We start from the raw sequence: 16,650 nt of genomic DNA, 5'->3' as shown, positions 1-16,650 counted from the left end.
GCCTCACCGGTGCACCAGCCCGTCGAGCAGCTCCTCCAGGCGGGCGGTGCGGCGCACCACGTCGAACTCCTCCGCCACGTGCCCCGCGGCGGCCGAGCCCAGCCGCGCCGCGAACGCGGGGTCGTCGAGGACCCGGCGCAGCGCGGCGGCCAGCGCGGGGGCGTCCCCCTCCGGGACCAGCAGCCCCGTCACCCCGTCGACGACGGCGGAGGGGATGCCGCCGTGGCGGCTGGCGACGACGGGGCGGCCCATCGCCCCGGCCTCGAGCAGCACCTGCCCCAGACCCTCCTGGTCCCCGCTGGGCGCCGTCGTCGAGGGCAGGCAGAGGACGGCGGCCCGCGCGATCCGCTCCAGGGTCGAGGCGTTGTCCAGCCGGCCCGCGAACTCCACCCGGTCCCCGACCCCCAGCGCGGCGGCCAGGGCGGAGAGCTCCGCGCGCAGGGGACCGTCCCCGACGCACGTCAGCCGCACCCCGGGCAGGTCCGCGAGCGCGCGCAGCAGGTGCGCGTGCCCCTTCTTCGGCACCAGCCGGCCCACGTGCACGATCGTGCGGGGTTCGGGGTCACCGGCGGCGGGGACCTTCGCGAGGTCCAGCCCCAGGTGGTGGGTGCGGGTGCGCCCGGGCGGGAAACCCCGCTCCAGCAGCCGGGTCCGCAGGTGCTCGGACACGGGCAGGAACAGCTCGCCCTGCCGGGCCAGGCGCGCCCGCCGCCGGGCGTAGGTGGCCCAGGAGACGGTGCGGGCGCGCAGCAGCGCGGCCGTGGTGGTCGTGGCGTCGAAACCGTGGAACACCGTCGCCAGCGGGACCCCCGCGCGCCGGGTCGCGGGCAGCGCGCAGGCGGCCTCGACCCCGAAGTGGGCCAGGACCGCGTCCACGCGCAGGTCCCGCAGCAGCGCGGTCATCGGTCCCGACCCCAGCCCCGCGGTGTGGGCGGCGACGGCCAGGGGGCCCGCCGCGGCCAGCGAGGCCCCCTCCAGGCCGGGCGGGAACGGGTCGCGGGCCAGGAGCACCGGTTCCCAGCGGGTGAACGCGCGCGCCTGCTCCAGGACGAAGGGTTCGGAGGGCAGGCCGAAGCGGTGGCGCAGGACGGCTACGCGGGGCACGTCGCCGCCTCGTTCCCGGCGGCGTTCCCGGCGGCGTTCCCGGCGGTGCGCACGGCGTGCACGCGGGCACCGACCAGCCCCAGCAGCATCGCGAGCAGGATCATCGACTTCGCCTCCCCGTAGATCGCGGTGTTGTCGCCCATGCCGTGGATGAGCACCCACCACCAGGCGCCCAGCGCGAACGCCGCCGTGCGGGTCAGCGGGGTCCCCACGTGGCGCACGACGGTCGCGGTCAGGACGGCCAGGATCGTCACGGTCAGCCCCAGCAGCGCGGCCACGCCCGGCAACCCGGTCGCGGCCCAGGCCGCGATGAACAGGTTGTGCGGGGGCAGGGCCGTGATGCCGAGGGCGGCGAACTGCTCGATCGTCGCCGACCAGCCGCCGTGGCCGAGCCCCAGCAGGAGGTGCTCGCGGAACATCTGCAGCGCGAACTCCCACATCGGCCCGCGGCTGGCCAGGCTCTCCGAGGACGCCTCGGCGTAGCCGGGGACGAACCGCGCCAGGACCGTGGGCCCGACCCAGGCGACGAAGCCGACGGCGCCGGCGGCCTGGGGCAGGAACCAGCGCGCGTTCGGTCGGCCCAGCACCTGCACCCCGCGCACGGCCACGGGCAGCAGCAGGGCCAGGGCGGCGGCCGTCTTGGAGCCGGTGGCGAACGTCGCCGACCAGCACACCAGCGCCCCCGCCGCGCACAGGCGGCGGGACCGGCCGCGCCGGCCGACGCCGAGGGCGAGGAAGCAGAACGTCGCCACGCCGAGGAACATCGAGGACACGTTCGCGTTGATGAAGAACCCGCCCGACTTCGCCGGGTCGGTCACGTTGTTCGCCCCGTCGGCGAAGAACGCCGCCATCGCGTTCGGGCCGGCGACGAGGCTGGAGACCGGGGAGCGCAGGAACGCCGACTCGACCGCCGGCGCGAGCCGGAACGCCCACACCAGCACCGCGTTCAGCAGGGCCCACAGCAGCACGACGGTGAACGGCCCCGCCAGCGCCCCGGGGCGCAGCCGCTCGACGCGGGTCGCGTACAGGACGAGGAAGGCGAACGACACCAGCCGCATCACCTCCAGCACCCCGGCCATCGGGTCCGGGGACCACGCGATGGCCAGGCCCGCGGCGATCGCGAGCAGCAGCACGGCCCGCATCACCGGGTCGCGCACGGGCAACTCCTTGCGCTCCAGCACCCAGCAGACGGCGATGAGCACGACCCAGCACTGGCTCAGCGACAGCGACAGCTGGCCCAGCGGGCCCACGAAGACCTGCGGGACGGCGAGGAACGCCGCCACCGACAGGCGGGTGCGGTCGCTGGCGGTGATGCAGAACAGCAGGCCGGTGAACGCGGCGGCCGCGGCCAGGCCGAGCTCGAGGATCACCCGAGGCCCCCCGCGTGCTGCCCGACCCAGGTGCGGATCCGCTCCCGGAAGCGGGGGACGTCGAAGGCGAGGGCGCGCTCGCGGCAGGCGGCGGGTGCGCACGCCTCGGCGCGGGCGACGGCCGCGGCGAGCGCGGGGACGCCGAGGTCCTCGACGAGGGCGCCGCTGACGCCGTCGAGGACGGTCTCCCCGGAACCGCCGCGGGAGGGGGCGACGACGGGGGTGCCGGAGGCCATCGCCTCGACCGGGACGATGCCGAAGTCCTCCACGGTGGGGAAGAGCAGGACGCTCGCGCGGCGCAGCACCTCGCGCACCACCGCGCCGGTGGGGGAGTCGAGGACGAGGACGGGGACCCGGCTGGCCGCGGCCCGCGCGCGCAGCGCCCCGGCCAGCGGCCCGCGGCCGGCGACGACGACGGGACGCCCCAGCCGCTCGCCGACCTCGATCGCGGCGAGGTGGTTCTTGTAGGGGACGAACCGCCCCAGGGCGAGGAGGAAGCCCGCGGGCAGGTCGAGGGTGTCCGGGCCGGGGACCGCGAACGCGGCGACGTCCACAGGCGGGTGGATGACCACGGCCTCGCGGTGCCAGAACCGCTCCACGCGCGCCGCCACCTCGGCGCTGTTGGCCGCGACCGCCGTCAGCCGGCGGGCGGCGTCGCGGTCCAGCGCGGACAGCACCCGCCGCGCGGGGGCCAGCAGGGGGGAGGTGCCGCGGCCGTCGAGCTCGGGGCTCCACACGTAGCGGGCGGGGGTGTGGACGTAGGCGAGGTGCGTACCGCCGGGGGCGACGAGGCGGTTGGAGGTGGCGAAGGCGTGGTGGGAGGTGAGGACCAGGTCGTAGCCGCCGCGCACGTCGCGGGCGTGGGCCCACCACGCGGGGGCCATCAGCGGCAGGGCCAGCGCCCGGTGCCCGCGCAGGGCGTCCAGGGCGGTGGTCCGCACGGTGCGTCCGGCGAGGTCGAGGTCGACGCCCGGTTCGCAGCTCAGCGCGTGCAGGTCCGCGTGCGGGAACTGCCCGGCGAGGACCTCGAAGACCTGCTCGGCGCCGGCGCGCGCCGAGATCCACTCGTGGACCAGCGCGGTGCGGGGGTGGCTGCGGGGTGCGGGCATGGCACCCACCGGTCGGCGGCGGGCGCCCGGACCTGAGCTCCCGCGCGCCGCGGGTGCCGCGGGTCTGCCCGGGCCGGTGTGGGGCCGGGGTGGGGCCGGGGTGGGGGGCGCGGGTGGGAGGGCTGCGGAGGGTCCTGCGTGCTAGCGTTCCGCAGTCGTCTCGATCTCGTCCAGGGGGTTCCCGTGAAGAAGCTGCTGCTGGTGGCGGTGCTCGGGGGCACCGTGGTGCTGTGGCGCCGCAAGGCGTCCGCGAAGGCCGAGCGCGACCTGTGGGCCGAGGCGACCGACACCGTCCGCTGAGGTCCGCCCCCCGGGGGCATGGCGCAATTGGTAGCGCACCTGCTTTGCAAGCAGGGGGTTAGGGGTTCGAGTCCCCTTGCCTCCACCGGGACGACGGAGGGCCCCCCACGCCGCGGCGTGGGGGGCCCTCCGTCGTGCGTCCGGGGTCAGGACTTCGCGTCGTCCTCGGGCAGGTTGTCCTCGACCCTCGCGTCGACGACGTTGTGCGCGCCGGTCGCCTTCTCGAGGTTCTCGGTGGAGGCCTCGGTGCCGGGGGTCTTCGGGGTGGTCGCGGCGGGGGCGGGGGTCCAGGCCGCACCCGGGGCCGCCCACGGGTCCTCCTTGGCGCTGCGCGTGGCGGCGTAGACCGCCGCCGCACCGGCCGCGAGGATGCTGAGGACCAGGAACTTCTTCCCGGCCCCGCCCTTCTTCTTGTTCTTCTTCGCCGCGGCCCCGGTCAGGGTGGCGATCGTCGCGGCGGGGTGCTTCTTCGCCGTGTCGGTCGCCTTCTTCCCGGCCTTGGCCGCCGCGGCCGCCTTCGCCGCCTTCTTCGCGGTCTTGCTCGTGGCCGCCTCCTTGGCCGCCTTCGCCGCGGCCGCCTTCTTGGCGCCCTTGCCGACGACCTCGGCGGGCTTGCCCGCGGCGCGCACGGACTCGGTGGCGGTCTTGAGGGTGCCGGCGGCGGTGGTGGCGGCGGTGGTGGCCGCGGTCGTCGCGGCGGTGACCGCGGGGGCCGCGGCCTCCTTGGCCGACGTCGCGGCCTCCTTCACCGTCTCGGCAGCCGAGGTGGCCGCGCTGGTGGCGGCGGTCGACGCGGCGGCGACCGCGGGGACGGCGGCCTCCTTGGCCGCGGAGGCGGCGTCCTGGACGGCGTCGACGAACTTCGGCAGCAGGTCGTCGACGATCTTGTCGCGGACGCTGTCGACGGCCGGGCCCACCTTCTGGGCGGCGGCCTCCACGCGCGGTGCGGCGGCCTCCACCGAGCTGCTCCAGCCCTTCTCCAGCCGGGGCTGGGCCCACTCGATGGCCGCCCCGACCTTCGGCGTGGCCCAGTCCCGCGCCGAGCCGACGGCCGGCCCGACCTTCCCGGCGAGCGCGGCGCCCTGCGCCTGCAGCGCGGCACCCTGCGCCTGCAGGGCCGCGCCCTGGGCCTGCAGCACCTCGGTGCGGGTCCTCGGCAGCGCCTCGGTACGGCTCTTCGTGTGCGTCACGGATCCTCCTCGTGCGTCGTCCTGCTCTGACGTCGCGGACGTCCGGGGCTCGCGACTCGTGCCCCGCGCCGACGTGCCGGCGACGATCACCACCCGCCATCCCACCGCAGGTCGAGCCGGACCGCCAGGCAGACGCCCGCGAGCGGGGTGGAGGGGTCGTGGAAGGATGAGCGGCATGTACGCCACCCTGCACACCAACCACGGCGACATCCGCCTGGAACTGTTCGAGAACCACGCCCCCAAGACGGTGGCGAACTTCGTCGGCCTCGCCGAGGGGACGAAGGAGTGGCAGGACCCCGCCACCGGTGAGAAGAAGTCGCAGCCCTTCTACGACGGCCTGACCTTCCACCGCGTCATCGACGGGTTCATGATCCAGGGCGGCTGCCCGCGCGGCGACGGCCGCGGCGGCCCCGGGTACCAGTTCGACGACGAGATCCACCCGGACCTGCGCTTCGACAAGAAGTACCTGCTGGCCATGGCCAACGCCGGGAAGATCGCCGGTCACGGCACCAACGGCTCGCAGTTCTTCATCACCGTCGCCACCACGTCCCACCTCAACGGCAAGCACACGATCTTCGGCGAGGTCGCCGACGACGCCAGCCGCCAGGTCGTGGACGCCATCGCCAACATGGCCACCGGGCCGGGCGACGCCCCGCGCGAGCCGGTCGTCATCTCCAGCGTCGACGTCGAACGCGACTGAGACCACACCCCTGGGCCCGAACGACGGGGACGTCCCGCGCGTTGCACCTGCCGTGAGCGACGTCCCCGTCTGTCCCCGTCACCCCGACCGCGAGTCGTGGGTCCGCTGCCAGCGCTGCGAGCGGCCCACCTGCCCGGAGTGCCAGCGCCCGGCCGCCGTCGGCGTGCAGTGCGTCGACTGCGTCGCCGAGGGCAACCGCGGGGTCCGCGCGCCCCGCACCAGCTTCGGCGGGGTGCTGCGCCGCGGGGACACCGTCGTCACCAAGGTCCTCATCGGGACCTGCCTGGTGGTGTTCGGCGCGCAGCAGCTCGCCCCGGACCTGGTCCTGCGGTGGCTGCCGCTGATCAACGACGACGCGCGGCTGTACTCCAACGCCTTCTCCGCCGCCACCTGGTGGCAGCCGCTGACCTCCGGCTTCCTGCACGGCGGCCTGCTGCACCTGCTCTTCAACACCTACGCCCTGTGGGTCACCGGGCAGTACCTGGAACCGCTGCTGGGGCGGCTGCGCTTCACCGCGCTGTACGTCGTCTCGGTGCTGGGCGGGGCCGTGGGCGGCCTGCTGCTGCCGGGGACGGCGGGCAGCACCCTGGTGGGGGCCTCCGGCGGCATCTTCGGCCTGTTCGCGGCGCTGTTCGTGGTCAACCGCCAGCTGGGGCGCCGGACCGGGCAGATCGCGGCCCTCATCGCGATCAACTTCTTCATCGGGGTGTTCGTGGCGGGCATCTCCTGGCAGGCCCACCTGGGCGGCATGGTCACCGGGGCCCTGGTCGCCACGGCGATGGCCCGCGGGCGCCGGGGCCGCCCGGCCCTGCAGTGGGGCTGGACCGCCGCCGTCGCGCTCGCGGTGCTGGCGCTGCTCGCCTACGCGGCGCTGCGCTGGACCCTCTGACCCGTCCCGCTCCGTCCACAGGCGGTTCGCACAGCTGTGCGAACCGCCCGCGGTCATCCACCGCGTGTGGGTACCTCTGTGGACACCAGGGTTCGTTTCCCACACCTATCCACAAGGTGTGGACGAACCGGTGGACAGTGGCTGTGGACAACCCGCCCGGTTTCCCCCAGCCGTCCACACGTCATCCCCAGGCGGTGGACAGGACGGGCGGTGGCCGGGCCCGCGCTCAGCGGGTGCCGAGCGGTTCCCGGCCCTCCGTGCGGCCCTCCGCCCAGCGGTGCGTCTGCGCCGCCAGGTCCTCCCAGTAGCGCGGCTGCCCGGCCGGCGCGGGGGCCAGCCAGCCGTCCTCCATGTGCGTGCACACCGCCGGGTCGGCCGCGGCCAGGCGCCGGCGGCGCGAGGGGCGCCGCAGCGACACCACGTCGGCGGCGCTGCGGAACGCCGTCAGGTACACCGCCCGGGCCGCGCGCACCGCGGGGTTCGTCGACGTCCCGGGGTGGTGGGAGACGAGGTCGTGCAGCCGGAAGCGGGGGATCCCCTGCACCGCCAGCAGGCTGGTGTGGTCGAAGTCGCCGCCGGAGAGGCAGCACACCACGAGGATCCGGTGGTCCTGGCGCAGCGCCCCCACCCGCACCGCGAAGGTGCTCGTGGTGCTCTCGTGCGGCACCCACCGCACCACGTCGGCCGGCAGCGCGTCCTCGCCGCGGGCCGCGCGCGGGCGCCGCCACTGCGGCACCCGGCCCTCGACGTCGTCGTGGGTGCCCACGCCGTAGGGGGCGAAGTACTCCGCGCGGCCCGTCGCCGCCGCCGCCGACAGCGACGTCAGCGCGTCGGGGCGCCACAGGTAGTCGTCCTCGGCGAAGAGGACGACGTCGTCGTCGGACCACTCCGAGCGCACCGCCAGCCGCAACCCGGCGAGGTAGCTCGCGCGGTTGCTGCCGCCGGTGATCGCGGCGACCCGGCCGTGCCGGCGCATCGGCTCCAGCCGGTCCCGGGGGATGGGGCCGTCGTTGAGGAAGACGACCTCCCCCCGCGCCGGGCACTGCTCGACGGCGCGCAGGAAGGACAGCAGGGCCAGGTGCTTGGAGTACCAGGCGGGCCGTCCCTTGGCGTTCTCACCACCGTGGGATCGGTAGACGACGTGCAGCACTCGGCCCCCAGGTCGGTGACGATCGGGTGGCGATCCTAACCGTCACGTCCGGGGAGGGTTGCCCCCGCGAGCCCCGCTCTGAGCCGAACCGGTGAGCCTCAGCGCCACCGGGTGGTCATCGCGAACCCCACCAGGACCAGCCCGAAGCCGGCGACGAGGTTCCAGTTGTCCCAGCCCGGCACCGGCAGCAGCGCGCTGGAGAGGTAGAAGACCACGATCCACAGCAGCCCCGCGACCATGAGGCCGACCATGAGGAAGATCCACCAGCGGGGCGTGAGCTGGTTCTTGCGCTTGACGGCGCGGTCGGCCTCGGCGACCGCGTCGGGCTGCCCCTTGCGGCCCCGGCGGGACCGGGCCGGGGTCGCGGCGGTGGCGCCGGTCGCGGCGCCTGTCGTCGACCCGGCGTCGTCGGACTCCTTGCGGCGGGACACGTCAACCTCCAGTCGGGGGGGTGGGGCCGGGACACGTCGCGCCCCGCTGGTTAGCGTAGTGCGACGACCGGTCGGCGGTCGGTTCCCAGGGGGGTGCACGTGGTGGCTGGTCCGCGCCGGGTCCACGCCCTGCCCCGCCCGGCCCCGCGCCGGCTGGCCGTGGCCGCGGTGTTCGTCCTCGCCGGGCTCCTCTTCGCCACCAGCGCCCAGACCTCCCGGGGCAGCGACCTGCGCTCGGAGAACGCCGACCTCGGCTCCCTCGTCGCCCAGCGCTCGCGCGACAACGAGCAGCGCTCCGCGCAGGTCTCCGCCCTGCGCGGGGAGGTCGAGGCCCTCAGCCGCGCCGCCGGGACGGGCTCGGCCGTGGTGGACGACCCCCTGCGCGACGCCGCGCTGGGCACCGCCTCCGGGGCGCTGGCCGTCACCGGCCCCGGGGTGACGGTCACCCTCGACGACGCCCCCATCGACCGCCCGCGCCCCGCGGGAGCGGCCCCCGACGACCTCGTCGTGCACCAGCAGGACGTGGAGGCCGTGGTCAACGCCCTGTGGGCCGCCGGGGCCGAGGCCATGGTGATCATGGACCAGCGGATCGTGTCGACCTCCGCGGTGCGCTGCGTGGGCAACGTCCTCGTCCTGCAGGGACGCACGTACTCCCCGCCCTACCGGATCAGCGCCGTCGGCGACGTCGACGCCCTACGCGCGGGCCTCGCCGCCTCCGCCGCGGTCTCGGTCTACCGCCAGTACGTCAGCGCCTACGGGCTGGGCTACGACGTCTCCGAGGCCGACGACCTCCAGCTGCCCGCCTTCGACGGCACCACGAGCACCACCCACGCCACCGCGGGCGCCCCGTGATCCGCCGGGCCACCTCGGTGCTCGGGGAGCTGCTGGTCACCGCCGGGGTGCTGACGCTGCTGTTCGTCGTCTGGCAGCTGCACTGGACCGACCTGACCTCCGGGCGCGCGCAGGCGGCCACCGTCACCTCGCTGCAGCAGCAGTGGGACGCCGCCCCCGCGCCGACCGCGACGGCGGGCGCCGCGGCGACGGCGGCCCCGACGGCTCCCGCCACCGCCCGCGCGGTCGACGAGACCCCGCCCACCGGCGACGCCTTCGCGATCCTGCACGTCCCGCGCTTCGGCGAGGACTACGCCGTCCCCGTCGTGGAGGGCACCGGGACCGAGGAGCTGAAGGAGGGCATCGGCCACTACGCCGACGCCGCGCTGCCCGGGGAGGTCGGCAACTTCGCGATCGCCGGGCACCGCGTCACCTACGGCAAGCCGTTCCACCTCATCGCCGACCTGCAGGAGGGCGACGCGGTCGTCGTGGCCACCGCCACGCAGTGGTTCACGTACCGGGTCCGCTCCCACGAGGTCGTCAGCCCGAAGCAGGTGTCGGTCATCGCCCCCGTCCCCGGCCGGCCCGGCGAGACGCCGACGGAGGCGTGGCTGACCATGACGGCCTGCCACCCGATGCACTCCGCGCGCCAGCGCTACGTCGTGCACGCGCAGCTGGAGTCGGTGCAGGACCGCTCCGCGGGGCCGCCGGCCTCGCTGACCGCGGCCGGTTGAGGGGGGTCCGTGTACGGGGCGTGGTGGAGGGTCCTGCCGGGGCCGTGGTGGGTGCGGCTGCTCATCAGCCTGCTGGTGGCGGGCGGGGTCGTGCTGCTCTGCTTCACCGTCGTCTTCCCCGCCGTGGCCGACCACCTGGCCATCAACGACGGCACCGTCGAGGGGCGCTAGGCGACGCGGTCTGGGACGATCGCGGTCCGCGACCAGGGAGGCCCGATGTCCAGCGAGTACGCACCGACCGGCGCTCACGGCTACGGGGACCCGGTCCCGACCCCGAGGAACGGCGCCGCGGTCGCCGGGCTGGTCCTGGGGATCGTCGCGCTGCTGCTGTGCCTCACCGTCCTCGGCGCGGTCCTCAGCGTGCTGCTCGCCGTCGTCGGGCTGGTCCTGTCCATCGTGGGCCTGCGCCGGGTCGGGCGCCGGCGCGCGACGAACAAGGGCGTCGCCGTCACCGGCCTGGTGGTCAACGCGGTCGCGCTGCTCATCGCCGCGGTCATCACCGCCTTCCTGGCCGTCGGTCTCGCCTACGCGCTGGACAACGGCGGCTCCGACGCCTGGAGCTGCCTCGTCGACGCCGGCGGGGACCAGGCCGCCGTGCAGCGGTGCGTCGACGACCTGGACGCGGGCACCGCCGGGCGGTGACGTCCACCGCACCCCGTGTGAAGGCCTCGCGGACGCGCTGCGCAGCTGTGCGACCTGACGGCCGTCGCGGGGGGCCCCGACCCGTACCGTGACGTCGTGCCCACCTCCACCGACCCCCAGCACGTGGTCCCCGGCGCCGGCCGCCGGGCCCGGGGCCAGCACGCCAGCCACGCCCACGGCACCGCCTTCAGGCTGCTGCGGGGCTTCCTGGTCACGGCCGTCGTGCTGGCGGTCGTCGCCGCCGGCGGCGGGGTGTTCGCGTACCACCGGCTCCAGGGCAACATCAACGCCCAGGACATCGCCGACCGCCTCGGGGTCCGGCCCGACGACGAGTCGACCGCCGACCCGACCACGGGCCAGGACGCGGTCAACATCCTCGTCATGGGCAGCGACACCCGCGCCCTCTCCGACGGCACCGGCGGGGAGTACGGCGGGGAGTCCGCCGACCCGGGGGCGCGCTCGGACACCACCGTCCTGGTGCACCTGGCCGCGGACCGCCAGAGCGCGACGCTGGTCAGCATCCCGCGCGACTCCATGGTCCAGATCCCCGACTGCACCGCCGAGGACGGCACGACGAAGCCGGCCCACAAGGGCCAGTTCAACTCCGCGTTCTCCGAGGGCGGGGCGGCCTGCACGCTGCGGACGGTCGAGGCCGTCACCGGGATCTTCATCGACCACTACGTCGTCGTCGACTTCAGCGGCTTCCGCTCCATGGTGGACGCGCTGGGCGGGGTGACGATCTGCACGCCGGAGCCGATCGACGACACCCGGGCCAACCTGCACCTGCCCGCGGGCACGCAGACGGTCGACGGCGAGACGGCGCTGGCCTACGCCCGCGTGCGCTACATCGGCGACGGCTCCGACATCTCGCGCATCGGCCGCCAGCAGGCGCTGATGAGCTCGATGGTCCAGCAGGTCACCAGCTCGGGGATCCTGCTGCGCCCGGACCGGCTGTACTCCTTCCTCGACGCGGCGACGAAGTCGGTGACCACCGACACCGGGCTGGCCAGCCTGACCGAGATCGCCTCGCTGGCCCAGAGCCTGCAGAAGATGCCGGCGGACGGCGTCCGGTTCGTCACCGTCCCCACCGAGGAGTACCCCGCGGACCGCAACCGGGTGCAGTTCACCGCCGCCGCCGAGACGCTCTGGCAGCAGATCCGCACCGACACCGCCGGCCCGGCGGCGACGCCGTCCCCGTCGGCGAGCAGCGACCCCGCGGCGAGCTCGCAGCTGCTGGTCGCACCCTCGGCCGTCCAGGTGCAGGTGCTGAACGTGGGCGCTCCGGCGGGGACCGCGGCCACCGTCGCGGACCAGCTCGCCGGGGTGGGGTTCGTCGAGGCGGGCACCGGCGACGGCGAGGCCACCGAGCCCGGCGCGGGCGTCCTGGTCCGCCACGGCACCGGGCAGGCCGACTCCGCGAACACCGTCGCCGCGGCGCTGGGCGGGGCGAGGACGCGGCTCGACGCGAGCCTGGGCCGCACCGTCGTCGTCGAGGTGGCCTCGGCCGCGGTGACCGTGACCGACGTCCGCTCGCGGGTCACCGGCACCCCGGCGGCCGCGCCGTCGCCGAGCGCGAGCATCCCCGCCCGGGTCGCCACCGACGACATCTGCGCCTGATCCGCGCCTCATCCGCGCCTGATCCGCGCCTGAGCGGTCCTCAGGTCCCGACCCGGACGGGGACGCCGGTGACCAGCGACTCCTGCGCCGCGTCGGCGACCCGGGAGGCGGCGACGGCGTCCTCGGGGCGGCACAGCTCCCCCTCGACGCCCCGCACGAGGTCGGCGAAGGCGGCGACCTCGGCGCGGTAGGCGTCGGCGAAGCGCTCGGCGAAGGTCGCGTGCGGGGTGCCGGTGGGGAAGCTCACCCCGGGTTCGGCCGAGCGCAGGGCGCTGCGCTCGTCGAGGCCGACGACCAGCGAGCCCGCCGAGCCCTGCAGCTCCAGCCGCACGTCGTGCCCGGCGCCGTTGTAGCGGGAGGCGGTGACCACGGCGAGGGTGCCGTCGTCGAGGGTGCAGACGGCGAGGGCGGTGTCGACGTCGCCGACCTCCCCGATCGCGGGGTCGCCGTTGTTGCTGCCGCGGGCGTAGACCTCGACGACCTCGCGGCCGGTGATCCAGCGGACGGTGTCGAAGTCGTGGACGCTGCAGTCGCGGAACAGCCCCCCGGAGGTGGCGAGGAAGGACACCGGCGGCGGGGCGGCGTCGCAGGTGACGGCCCGGACCGCGTGCAGCCAGCCGAGCTCGCCGGCGTCGTGGGCGCGCTTGGCCTCGAGGTGGCCGGCGTCGTGGCGGCGCTGGTGGCCGATGCGGACGACGCCGTCGTGGGCGGCGACGAAGTCCAGGACGGGCAGGGAGAGGGCGACGTCGGGGGCGACGGGCTTCTCGGAGAGGACGGGGATCCCGGCGCGGACCCCGGCGCGGATGAGGTCGGGGTGCTGGGCGGTGCCGGTGGCGACGACGAGCCCCTCGACGCCGGCGGCGAGCAGGGCGTCGACGTCGGCGGCCACGTCGACGTCGGCGGTGGTGCCGGTGGCGCCGCGCAGGCCCGCCGCCACGTCGTGGGCGCGGGCCACGTCGACGTCGGTGAGGGTGACCCGGCCCACGCCGGGGGTGGTGGCGAGGTTGCGGGCGTGCATCGCGCCGATGCGGCCCACGCCGGCGAGGCCGAGGTGCAGGTCGGGCAAGGGGACTCCTCCGGTGGGGCGGACGGGTCGTTGGACCGGTCCAACGACCCCTTACGATCAGGCTCGGACCAACCGCTGTCAAGGACGAGGGGGGAGCGCGGCGTGAGCGGGAGACCCACCATCCGCAGTGTCGCGGCGCGCGCCGGGGTGTCCAAGTCCCTCGTGTCGCTGGTCCTGCAGGACTCCCCGAAGGTCTCCCCCGAACGCCGGGCCGCGGTGCTGGCCGCCGTGGACGAGCTCGGCTACCGCCCCGACCCCACCGCCCGCAGCCTCGCCCGCGGCCGCACCCGCGCGGTCGGGCTGGTGCTCGACGACCTGCGCAACCCCTGGTTCGTCGACGTCCTCGAGGGGCTGCGCCCGGTGCTGCGCGAGGCCGGGCTGCGCCCGGTGCTCGCCGAGGCCCGCAGCGAGCCGGAGGCCCCGCGGACCTTCGCCGACCTGCGCGTCGACGGCCTCGTCGTCATCGGCACCCTGCCCGACCTCGCCCTCGTCGAGGAGGTCGCCGCGAGCGTCCCGACGGTCCTGGCGGGCACGCGCACCGCCGGGGGCGCGGCCCTGGACGTCGTCGCCGGCGACGACGACGCGGGGGTGCGGCTGGTGGTGGAGCACCTGCTGGGGCTCGGCCACCGCCGGATCGGGCACGTCGCCGGGTCCGGTCCCGTCGGCCGCCTGCGCCGGGCGGCGTTCGAGGACGCCGTGCGGGCCGGCGGCGGGACGCCCGTGGTGGAGGCCGCCGACATGACCGAGGACGCCGGGCACCGGGCCGGGCGCCGGCTGCTGGGCGGCGCCGGGCGCCCCACCGCCGTCCTCGCCGCCAACGACGCCTCGGCCGTGGGGGTCCTGGCCGCCGCCGGCGACCTCGCCCTGGCCGTCCCCGCCGACGTCTCCGTCGCCGGCTACGACGACACCTCCACCGCCCGGCTGCGCGCCGTGTCGCTGACCAGCGTCGACAACGCCGCGCACGAGGTGGGCCGGACCGCCGGGCACCGGCTGCTGGCCCGGCTCGCCGACCCCGCCCTGCCCGTCGGGGTGCACCTGGTGGAGCCGCGGCTGGTGACCCGTTCCACCACGGCCGCCCCGCGGGCAGGATGAGCGGGTGAGCGAGATCGAGGGTCCCTGCCCGTGCGGCTGGGGCGAGCCCTTCACCGGGTGCTGCGGGCGCTACCTCGGCGGCGCGGAGGACGCCCCCACGGCGGAGGCCCTCATGCGCTCGCGCTACACGGCGTTCGCGCTCGGGGACCGCGAGCACCTGCTGCGCAGCTGGGACCCGGCCACCCGCCCCGAGGACCTGGAGCTGGACCCGGACGTGCAGTGGCGCCGGCTCGTCGTCGTGGCCACCACCGGCGGCAGCCCCTTCGACGACACCGGCACGGTGGAGTTCGAGGCGCACTACCGCCACGCCGGGCGCCGCGGCGTCCAGCGCGAGGACTCCACCTTCGCCCGGCGCGGGGGACGGTGGCTCTACGTCGGCCCGGTCGAGAACCTGGTGGCGTGACCGCCCCCGGGTTGAAACTCTGGGTCACGGGTAAGAAGCGCTCAGCAACCTGCGATGAGGGAGGAGTCCCGTGAAGCTGGACTGGCTGAAGGACGTGGCCCTGGACCCCGGTCCGCACGTCTCCGTGTACATGGACGCGACGCGCGACCGCGAGACCAGCGCCCACGACGTCGACGTGCGCTGGCAGGACGCCCGGGCCGGGCTGTCCGGCCAGGGCGCGCCCGAACCCGCGCTCGCCGCGCTCGACACCGTCGCCACCGAACCCACCGGGGTGGGCGGCCCCGTCGGGCGCGCCATGCTGGCCTCCGCCGACGGCCTGGAGCTGCACCTCCTCCTGCCCGGCCCCCCGCTGCGCGAGGAGGCCTCCGCCGGGCCCGTGCCGCACCTGATGCCGCTGGTCCGCTCGCTGGCCGACGACGTCCGCTACGTCCTCGTCGAGCTCGACCGCGCCGGCGCCGACCTCACCGTGGCCCGCTCCGACGCCGTGGAGTCACCGCAGAAGCTCTCCGTCGAGGGCGGGCACGACCTGCTCCACAAGGTCCCCGGCGGGGGCTGGGCCGCCCTGCGCTACCAGCACGCCGTCCAGGACTCCTGGGACCACAACGCCGCCGCCGTCGCCGCCGAGCTCGACGCCCTCGTGCGCCGGGAGAAGCCCGAGGTCGTCCTCCTCACCGGCGACGTCAAGGCCGCCGCGGCGCTGCGGTCCAAGGCCACCCCCGCCGTCCTCGACCTGCTCGTCGAGGTCCAGGGCGGCAGCCGCGCCGCCGGGACCCACGAGAAGGCCTTCGCCGCGGCGGTGGCGCAGGCCCTCGACGCGGTGCGCGCGCGTCGGCGCCAGACCGTCCTCGACGAGTTCACCCAGGAGCGCGGCCGCGGGGGCCGGGCCGTGGAAGGGCTCGCGGCCGTCGTCGCGGCGCTGCGCCAGGGCCAGGTCGCGACGGTGCTGCTCCTCGACGACCCGAGCTCCACGGCGCAGCTGTGGACCGGCGCCGGGCCCCTGGAGATCGCCACCACGGAGGAGGACCTGCGCGCCATGGGCGTCGAGGGCGGAGCGCGGGTCCGCGCCGACGCCGTCCTCGTCCGCGCGCTCGCCGCCTCCGACGCCGGGATCGAGCTCGTCCCCGTCCCCGACGAGGACGGCGCGCCGCCGCTGGTCTCGATGGCCGAGGGGATCGGGGCGGTCCTGCGCTACGCCTGAGCGCCGTCTCCCGCGCGCGGTGGCCCCGAGGGTCCCCGGCGGGACCACCCGCCGGAGGTAGCCTCGGGGTCCACCGACCTGGAGGTTCGACGCACGATGATGGGCCCGGCGCACGCCGCCAGCGGGTTGGCGGCGGGGGCCCTCACCCTCGGCCTGGCGACGAGGTTCGGGGTGGACGCCCCCCTGGAGCAGCTGGCCTGGGTGGTGGCCTGGGGCGGTTTCGCCTACCTGCCCGACCTGGACCAGCGCGGGTCCACGGCCGGGTCGGTGTGGGGGCCGCCGACGCGGCTGCTGTCGCGCGCCGTGGGGTTCCTGGCCCGCCGGCACCGCGGCGGCACCCACGACGTCGTCGTCGCACCCGTCGCGTTCGGCGCCCTGGCGGCGGTGGCGGCGAACTGGCCGTGGTCGGCGCTGGTCGTGCTGGCGCTCGGCATCGGCCTGGCCCTGCACGCGATCTCCCAGCTCATCCCCGGCGGCACCGAGAAGACGGCGCTGGGGAACCTGGCCCTCTCCTTCCTCGGGGCCTGGTGGCTGACCCACCAGGGCGTCGTCCTGCCCTGGCTGCCGGTCGCGGTGGCCGGCGGGGTCGTCACCCACATCGCCGGGGACGCGCTGACCACCGACGGGGTGCCGGTGCCGTTCACGACGTGGCTGCGGAAGAAGCCGGCGACCGTGGGCCTGCGGCTGTTCCGCGCCGGGCGCGGACCGGAACCGTTCCTGCAGTTCCTCGTGTTCCCCGCCCTGACGCTGCTGGGTCTGGTGCAGCACGTCGGGCCGGTGCGGGACCTGCTCGCGCCGCTGGTCTGAGGCAGCGGCGGGGGCGC

General features: G+C 75.9%; 19 protein-coding genes and 1 tRNA gene. 13 read left to right on the top strand and 7 right to left on the bottom strand.

Annotation, left to right across the window (positions count from 1 at the left end):
• Positions 1-3: 3 nt before the first annotated feature.
• From KRAD_RS11105 to KRAD_RS11095, 3 genes are read right to left on the bottom strand one after another with little or no spacing between them, the layout of a single operon-like run.
• Entirely contained in the window at positions 4-1,104 is a 1,101-nt protein-coding gene (locus KRAD_RS11105) for a glycosyltransferase (protein WP_012085675.1), read from the bottom strand.
• Entirely contained in the window at positions 1,092-2,474 is a 1,383-nt protein-coding gene (locus KRAD_RS11100) for an O-antigen ligase family protein (protein WP_012085674.1), read from the bottom strand. Before KRAD_RS11100 ends, KRAD_RS11105 begins: the two co-directional genes overlap by 13 nt.
• Positions 2,471-3,583, bottom strand: coding sequence for a glycosyltransferase (locus KRAD_RS11095; protein WP_012085673.1), 1,113 nt, complete (start codon positions 3,581-3,583; stop codon positions 2,471-2,473). Before KRAD_RS11095 ends, KRAD_RS11100 begins: the two co-directional genes overlap by 4 nt.
• A 183-nt stretch (positions 3,584-3,766) precedes the next feature.
• On the opposite strand from KRAD_RS11095, the gene KRAD_RS26995 reads away from it, so the two are divergent.
• Positions 3,767-3,883: a DLW-39 family protein gene (locus tag KRAD_RS26995; RefSeq protein ID WP_221183137.1), complete on the top strand. Its 117-nt coding sequence runs from the start codon at positions 3,767-3,769 to the stop codon at positions 3,881-3,883.
• A gap of 12 nt (positions 3,884-3,895) precedes the next feature.
• Positions 3,896-3,968: transfer RNA gene (locus tag KRAD_RS11090), tRNA-Ala, on the top strand.
• A 61-nt stretch (positions 3,969-4,029) separates the two neighbouring features.
• Here the strand turns inward: KRAD_RS11090 and KRAD_RS25650 are convergent.
• The gene (locus KRAD_RS25650; protein WP_049821162.1) at positions 4,030-5,073 is read right to left on the bottom strand and encodes a hypothetical protein; all 1,044 of its coding nucleotides are present in this window, start codon (positions 5,071-5,073) and stop codon (positions 4,030-4,032) included.
• Positions 5,074-5,248: 175 nt separating this feature from the next.
• Here KRAD_RS25650 and KRAD_RS11080 point away from each other — a divergent pair, with 175 nt between their 5' ends.
• Entirely contained in the window at positions 5,249-5,773 is a 525-nt protein-coding gene (locus tag KRAD_RS11080) for a peptidylprolyl isomerase (RefSeq protein WP_157873571.1), read from the top strand.
• A gap of 52 nt (positions 5,774-5,825) precedes the next feature.
• Entirely contained in the window at positions 5,826-6,662 is an 837-nt protein-coding gene (locus tag KRAD_RS11075; protein WP_012085669.1) for a rhomboid family intramembrane serine protease, read from the top strand.
• Between the two features lie 226 nt (positions 6,663-6,888).
• On the opposite strand, the gene KRAD_RS11070 is transcribed toward KRAD_RS11075, so the two are convergent.
• Together KRAD_RS11070 and KRAD_RS24290 are read right to left on the bottom strand one after the other, a co-directional pair.
• A complete protein-coding gene (locus tag KRAD_RS11070) occupies positions 6,889-7,812 on the bottom strand; it encodes a hypothetical protein (RefSeq protein WP_012085668.1) in 924 nt (307 codons plus the stop codon).
• A gap of 98 nt (positions 7,813-7,910) precedes the next feature.
• The gene (locus tag KRAD_RS24290; protein WP_012085667.1) at positions 7,911-8,243 is read right to left on the bottom strand and encodes a cell division protein CrgA; all 333 of its coding nucleotides are present in this window, start codon (positions 8,241-8,243) and stop codon (positions 7,911-7,913) included.
• Between the two features lie 99 nt (positions 8,244-8,342).
• On the opposite strand from KRAD_RS24290, the gene KRAD_RS11060 reads away from it, so the two are divergent.
• The 5 genes from KRAD_RS11060 to KRAD_RS24285 all read left to right on the top strand — a co-directional run bounded on the left by KRAD_RS11060 (position 8,343) and on the right by KRAD_RS24285 (position 12,067).
• The gene (locus tag KRAD_RS11060) at positions 8,343-9,095 is read left to right on the top strand and encodes a DUF881 domain-containing protein (protein WP_203417555.1); all 753 of its coding nucleotides are present in this window, start codon (positions 8,343-8,345) and stop codon (positions 9,093-9,095) included.
• A complete protein-coding gene (locus KRAD_RS11055) occupies positions 9,092-9,808 on the top strand; it encodes a class E sortase (RefSeq protein ID WP_012085665.1) in 717 nt (238 codons plus the stop codon). The genes KRAD_RS11060 and KRAD_RS11055 overlap by 4 nt, the downstream gene beginning before the upstream one ends.
• A 9-nt stretch (positions 9,809-9,817) precedes the next feature.
• The gene (locus tag KRAD_RS26575) at positions 9,818-9,979 is read left to right on the top strand and encodes a hypothetical protein (protein ID WP_012085664.1); all 162 of its coding nucleotides are present in this window, start codon (positions 9,818-9,820) and stop codon (positions 9,977-9,979) included.
• Between the two features lie 45 nt (positions 9,980-10,024).
• Entirely contained in the window at positions 10,025-10,450 is a 426-nt protein-coding gene (locus KRAD_RS11045; RefSeq protein ID WP_012085663.1) for a hypothetical protein, read from the top strand.
• A 96-nt stretch (positions 10,451-10,546) separates the two neighbouring features.
• Positions 10,547-12,067: an LCP family protein gene (locus KRAD_RS24285; RefSeq protein ID WP_012085662.1), complete on the top strand. Its 1,521-nt coding sequence runs from the start codon at positions 10,547-10,549 to the stop codon at positions 12,065-12,067.
• 40 nt (positions 12,068-12,107) lie between these two features.
• On the opposite strand, the gene KRAD_RS11035 is transcribed toward KRAD_RS24285, so the two are convergent.
• Positions 12,108-13,133, bottom strand: coding sequence for a Gfo/Idh/MocA family protein (locus KRAD_RS11035; RefSeq protein WP_012085661.1), 1,026 nt, complete (start codon positions 13,131-13,133; stop codon positions 12,108-12,110).
• Positions 13,134-13,235: 102 nt separating this feature from the next.
• On the opposite strand from KRAD_RS11035, the gene KRAD_RS11030 reads away from it, so the two are divergent.
• The 4 genes from KRAD_RS11030 to KRAD_RS11015 all read left to right on the top strand — a co-directional run bounded on the left by KRAD_RS11030 (position 13,236) and on the right by KRAD_RS11015 (position 16,633).
• The gene (locus tag KRAD_RS11030) at positions 13,236-14,225 is read left to right on the top strand and encodes a LacI family DNA-binding transcriptional regulator (protein WP_012085660.1); all 990 of its coding nucleotides are present in this window, start codon (positions 13,236-13,238) and stop codon (positions 14,223-14,225) included.
• Positions 14,226-14,229: 4 nt separating this feature from the next.
• A complete protein-coding gene (locus tag KRAD_RS11025; RefSeq protein ID WP_012085659.1) occupies positions 14,230-14,628 on the top strand; it encodes a YchJ family protein in 399 nt (132 codons plus the stop codon).
• A 70-nt stretch (positions 14,629-14,698) separates the two neighbouring features.
• Positions 14,699-15,826: a baeRF2 domain-containing protein gene (locus KRAD_RS11020; protein ID WP_012085658.1), complete on the top strand. Its 1,128-nt coding sequence runs from the start codon at positions 14,699-14,701 to the stop codon at positions 15,824-15,826.
• A gap of 96 nt (positions 15,827-15,922) precedes the next feature.
• Positions 15,923-16,633 carry a metal-dependent hydrolase gene (locus KRAD_RS11015; protein WP_012085657.1) on the top strand — a complete coding sequence of 237 codons (711 nt, stop codon included), beginning with the start codon at positions 15,923-15,925 and terminating at the stop codon, positions 16,631-16,633.
• Positions 16,634-16,650: the final 17 nt, after the last annotated feature.

It is taken from the genome of Kineococcus radiotolerans SRS30216 = ATCC BAA-149 (assembly GCF_000017305.1).
In the GTDB taxonomy this organism is placed as follows: Bacteria; Actinomycetota; Actinomycetes; order Actinomycetales; family Kineococcaceae; genus Kineococcus; species Kineococcus radiotolerans.
This window is presented reverse-complemented; position numbering and strand designations above follow the sequence as displayed.

Bases quoted from the DNA above. Each gene is read 5' to 3' on its own strand.
- KRAD_RS11095 (WP_012085673.1), bottom strand. From the start codon at position 3,583: ATGCCCGCACCCCGCAGCCACCCCCGCACCGCGCTGGTCCACGAGTGG.
- KRAD_RS11080 (WP_157873571.1), top strand. From the start codon at position 5,249: ATGTACGCCACCCTGCACACCAACCACGGCGACATCCGCCTGGAACTG.
- KRAD_RS11045 (WP_012085663.1), top strand. From the start codon at position 10,025: ATGTCCAGCGAGTACGCACCGACCGGCGCTCACGGCTACGGGGACCCG.
- KRAD_RS11015 (WP_012085657.1), top strand. From the start codon at position 15,923: ATGATGGGCCCGGCGCACGCCGCCAGCGGGTTGGCGGCGGGGGCCCTC.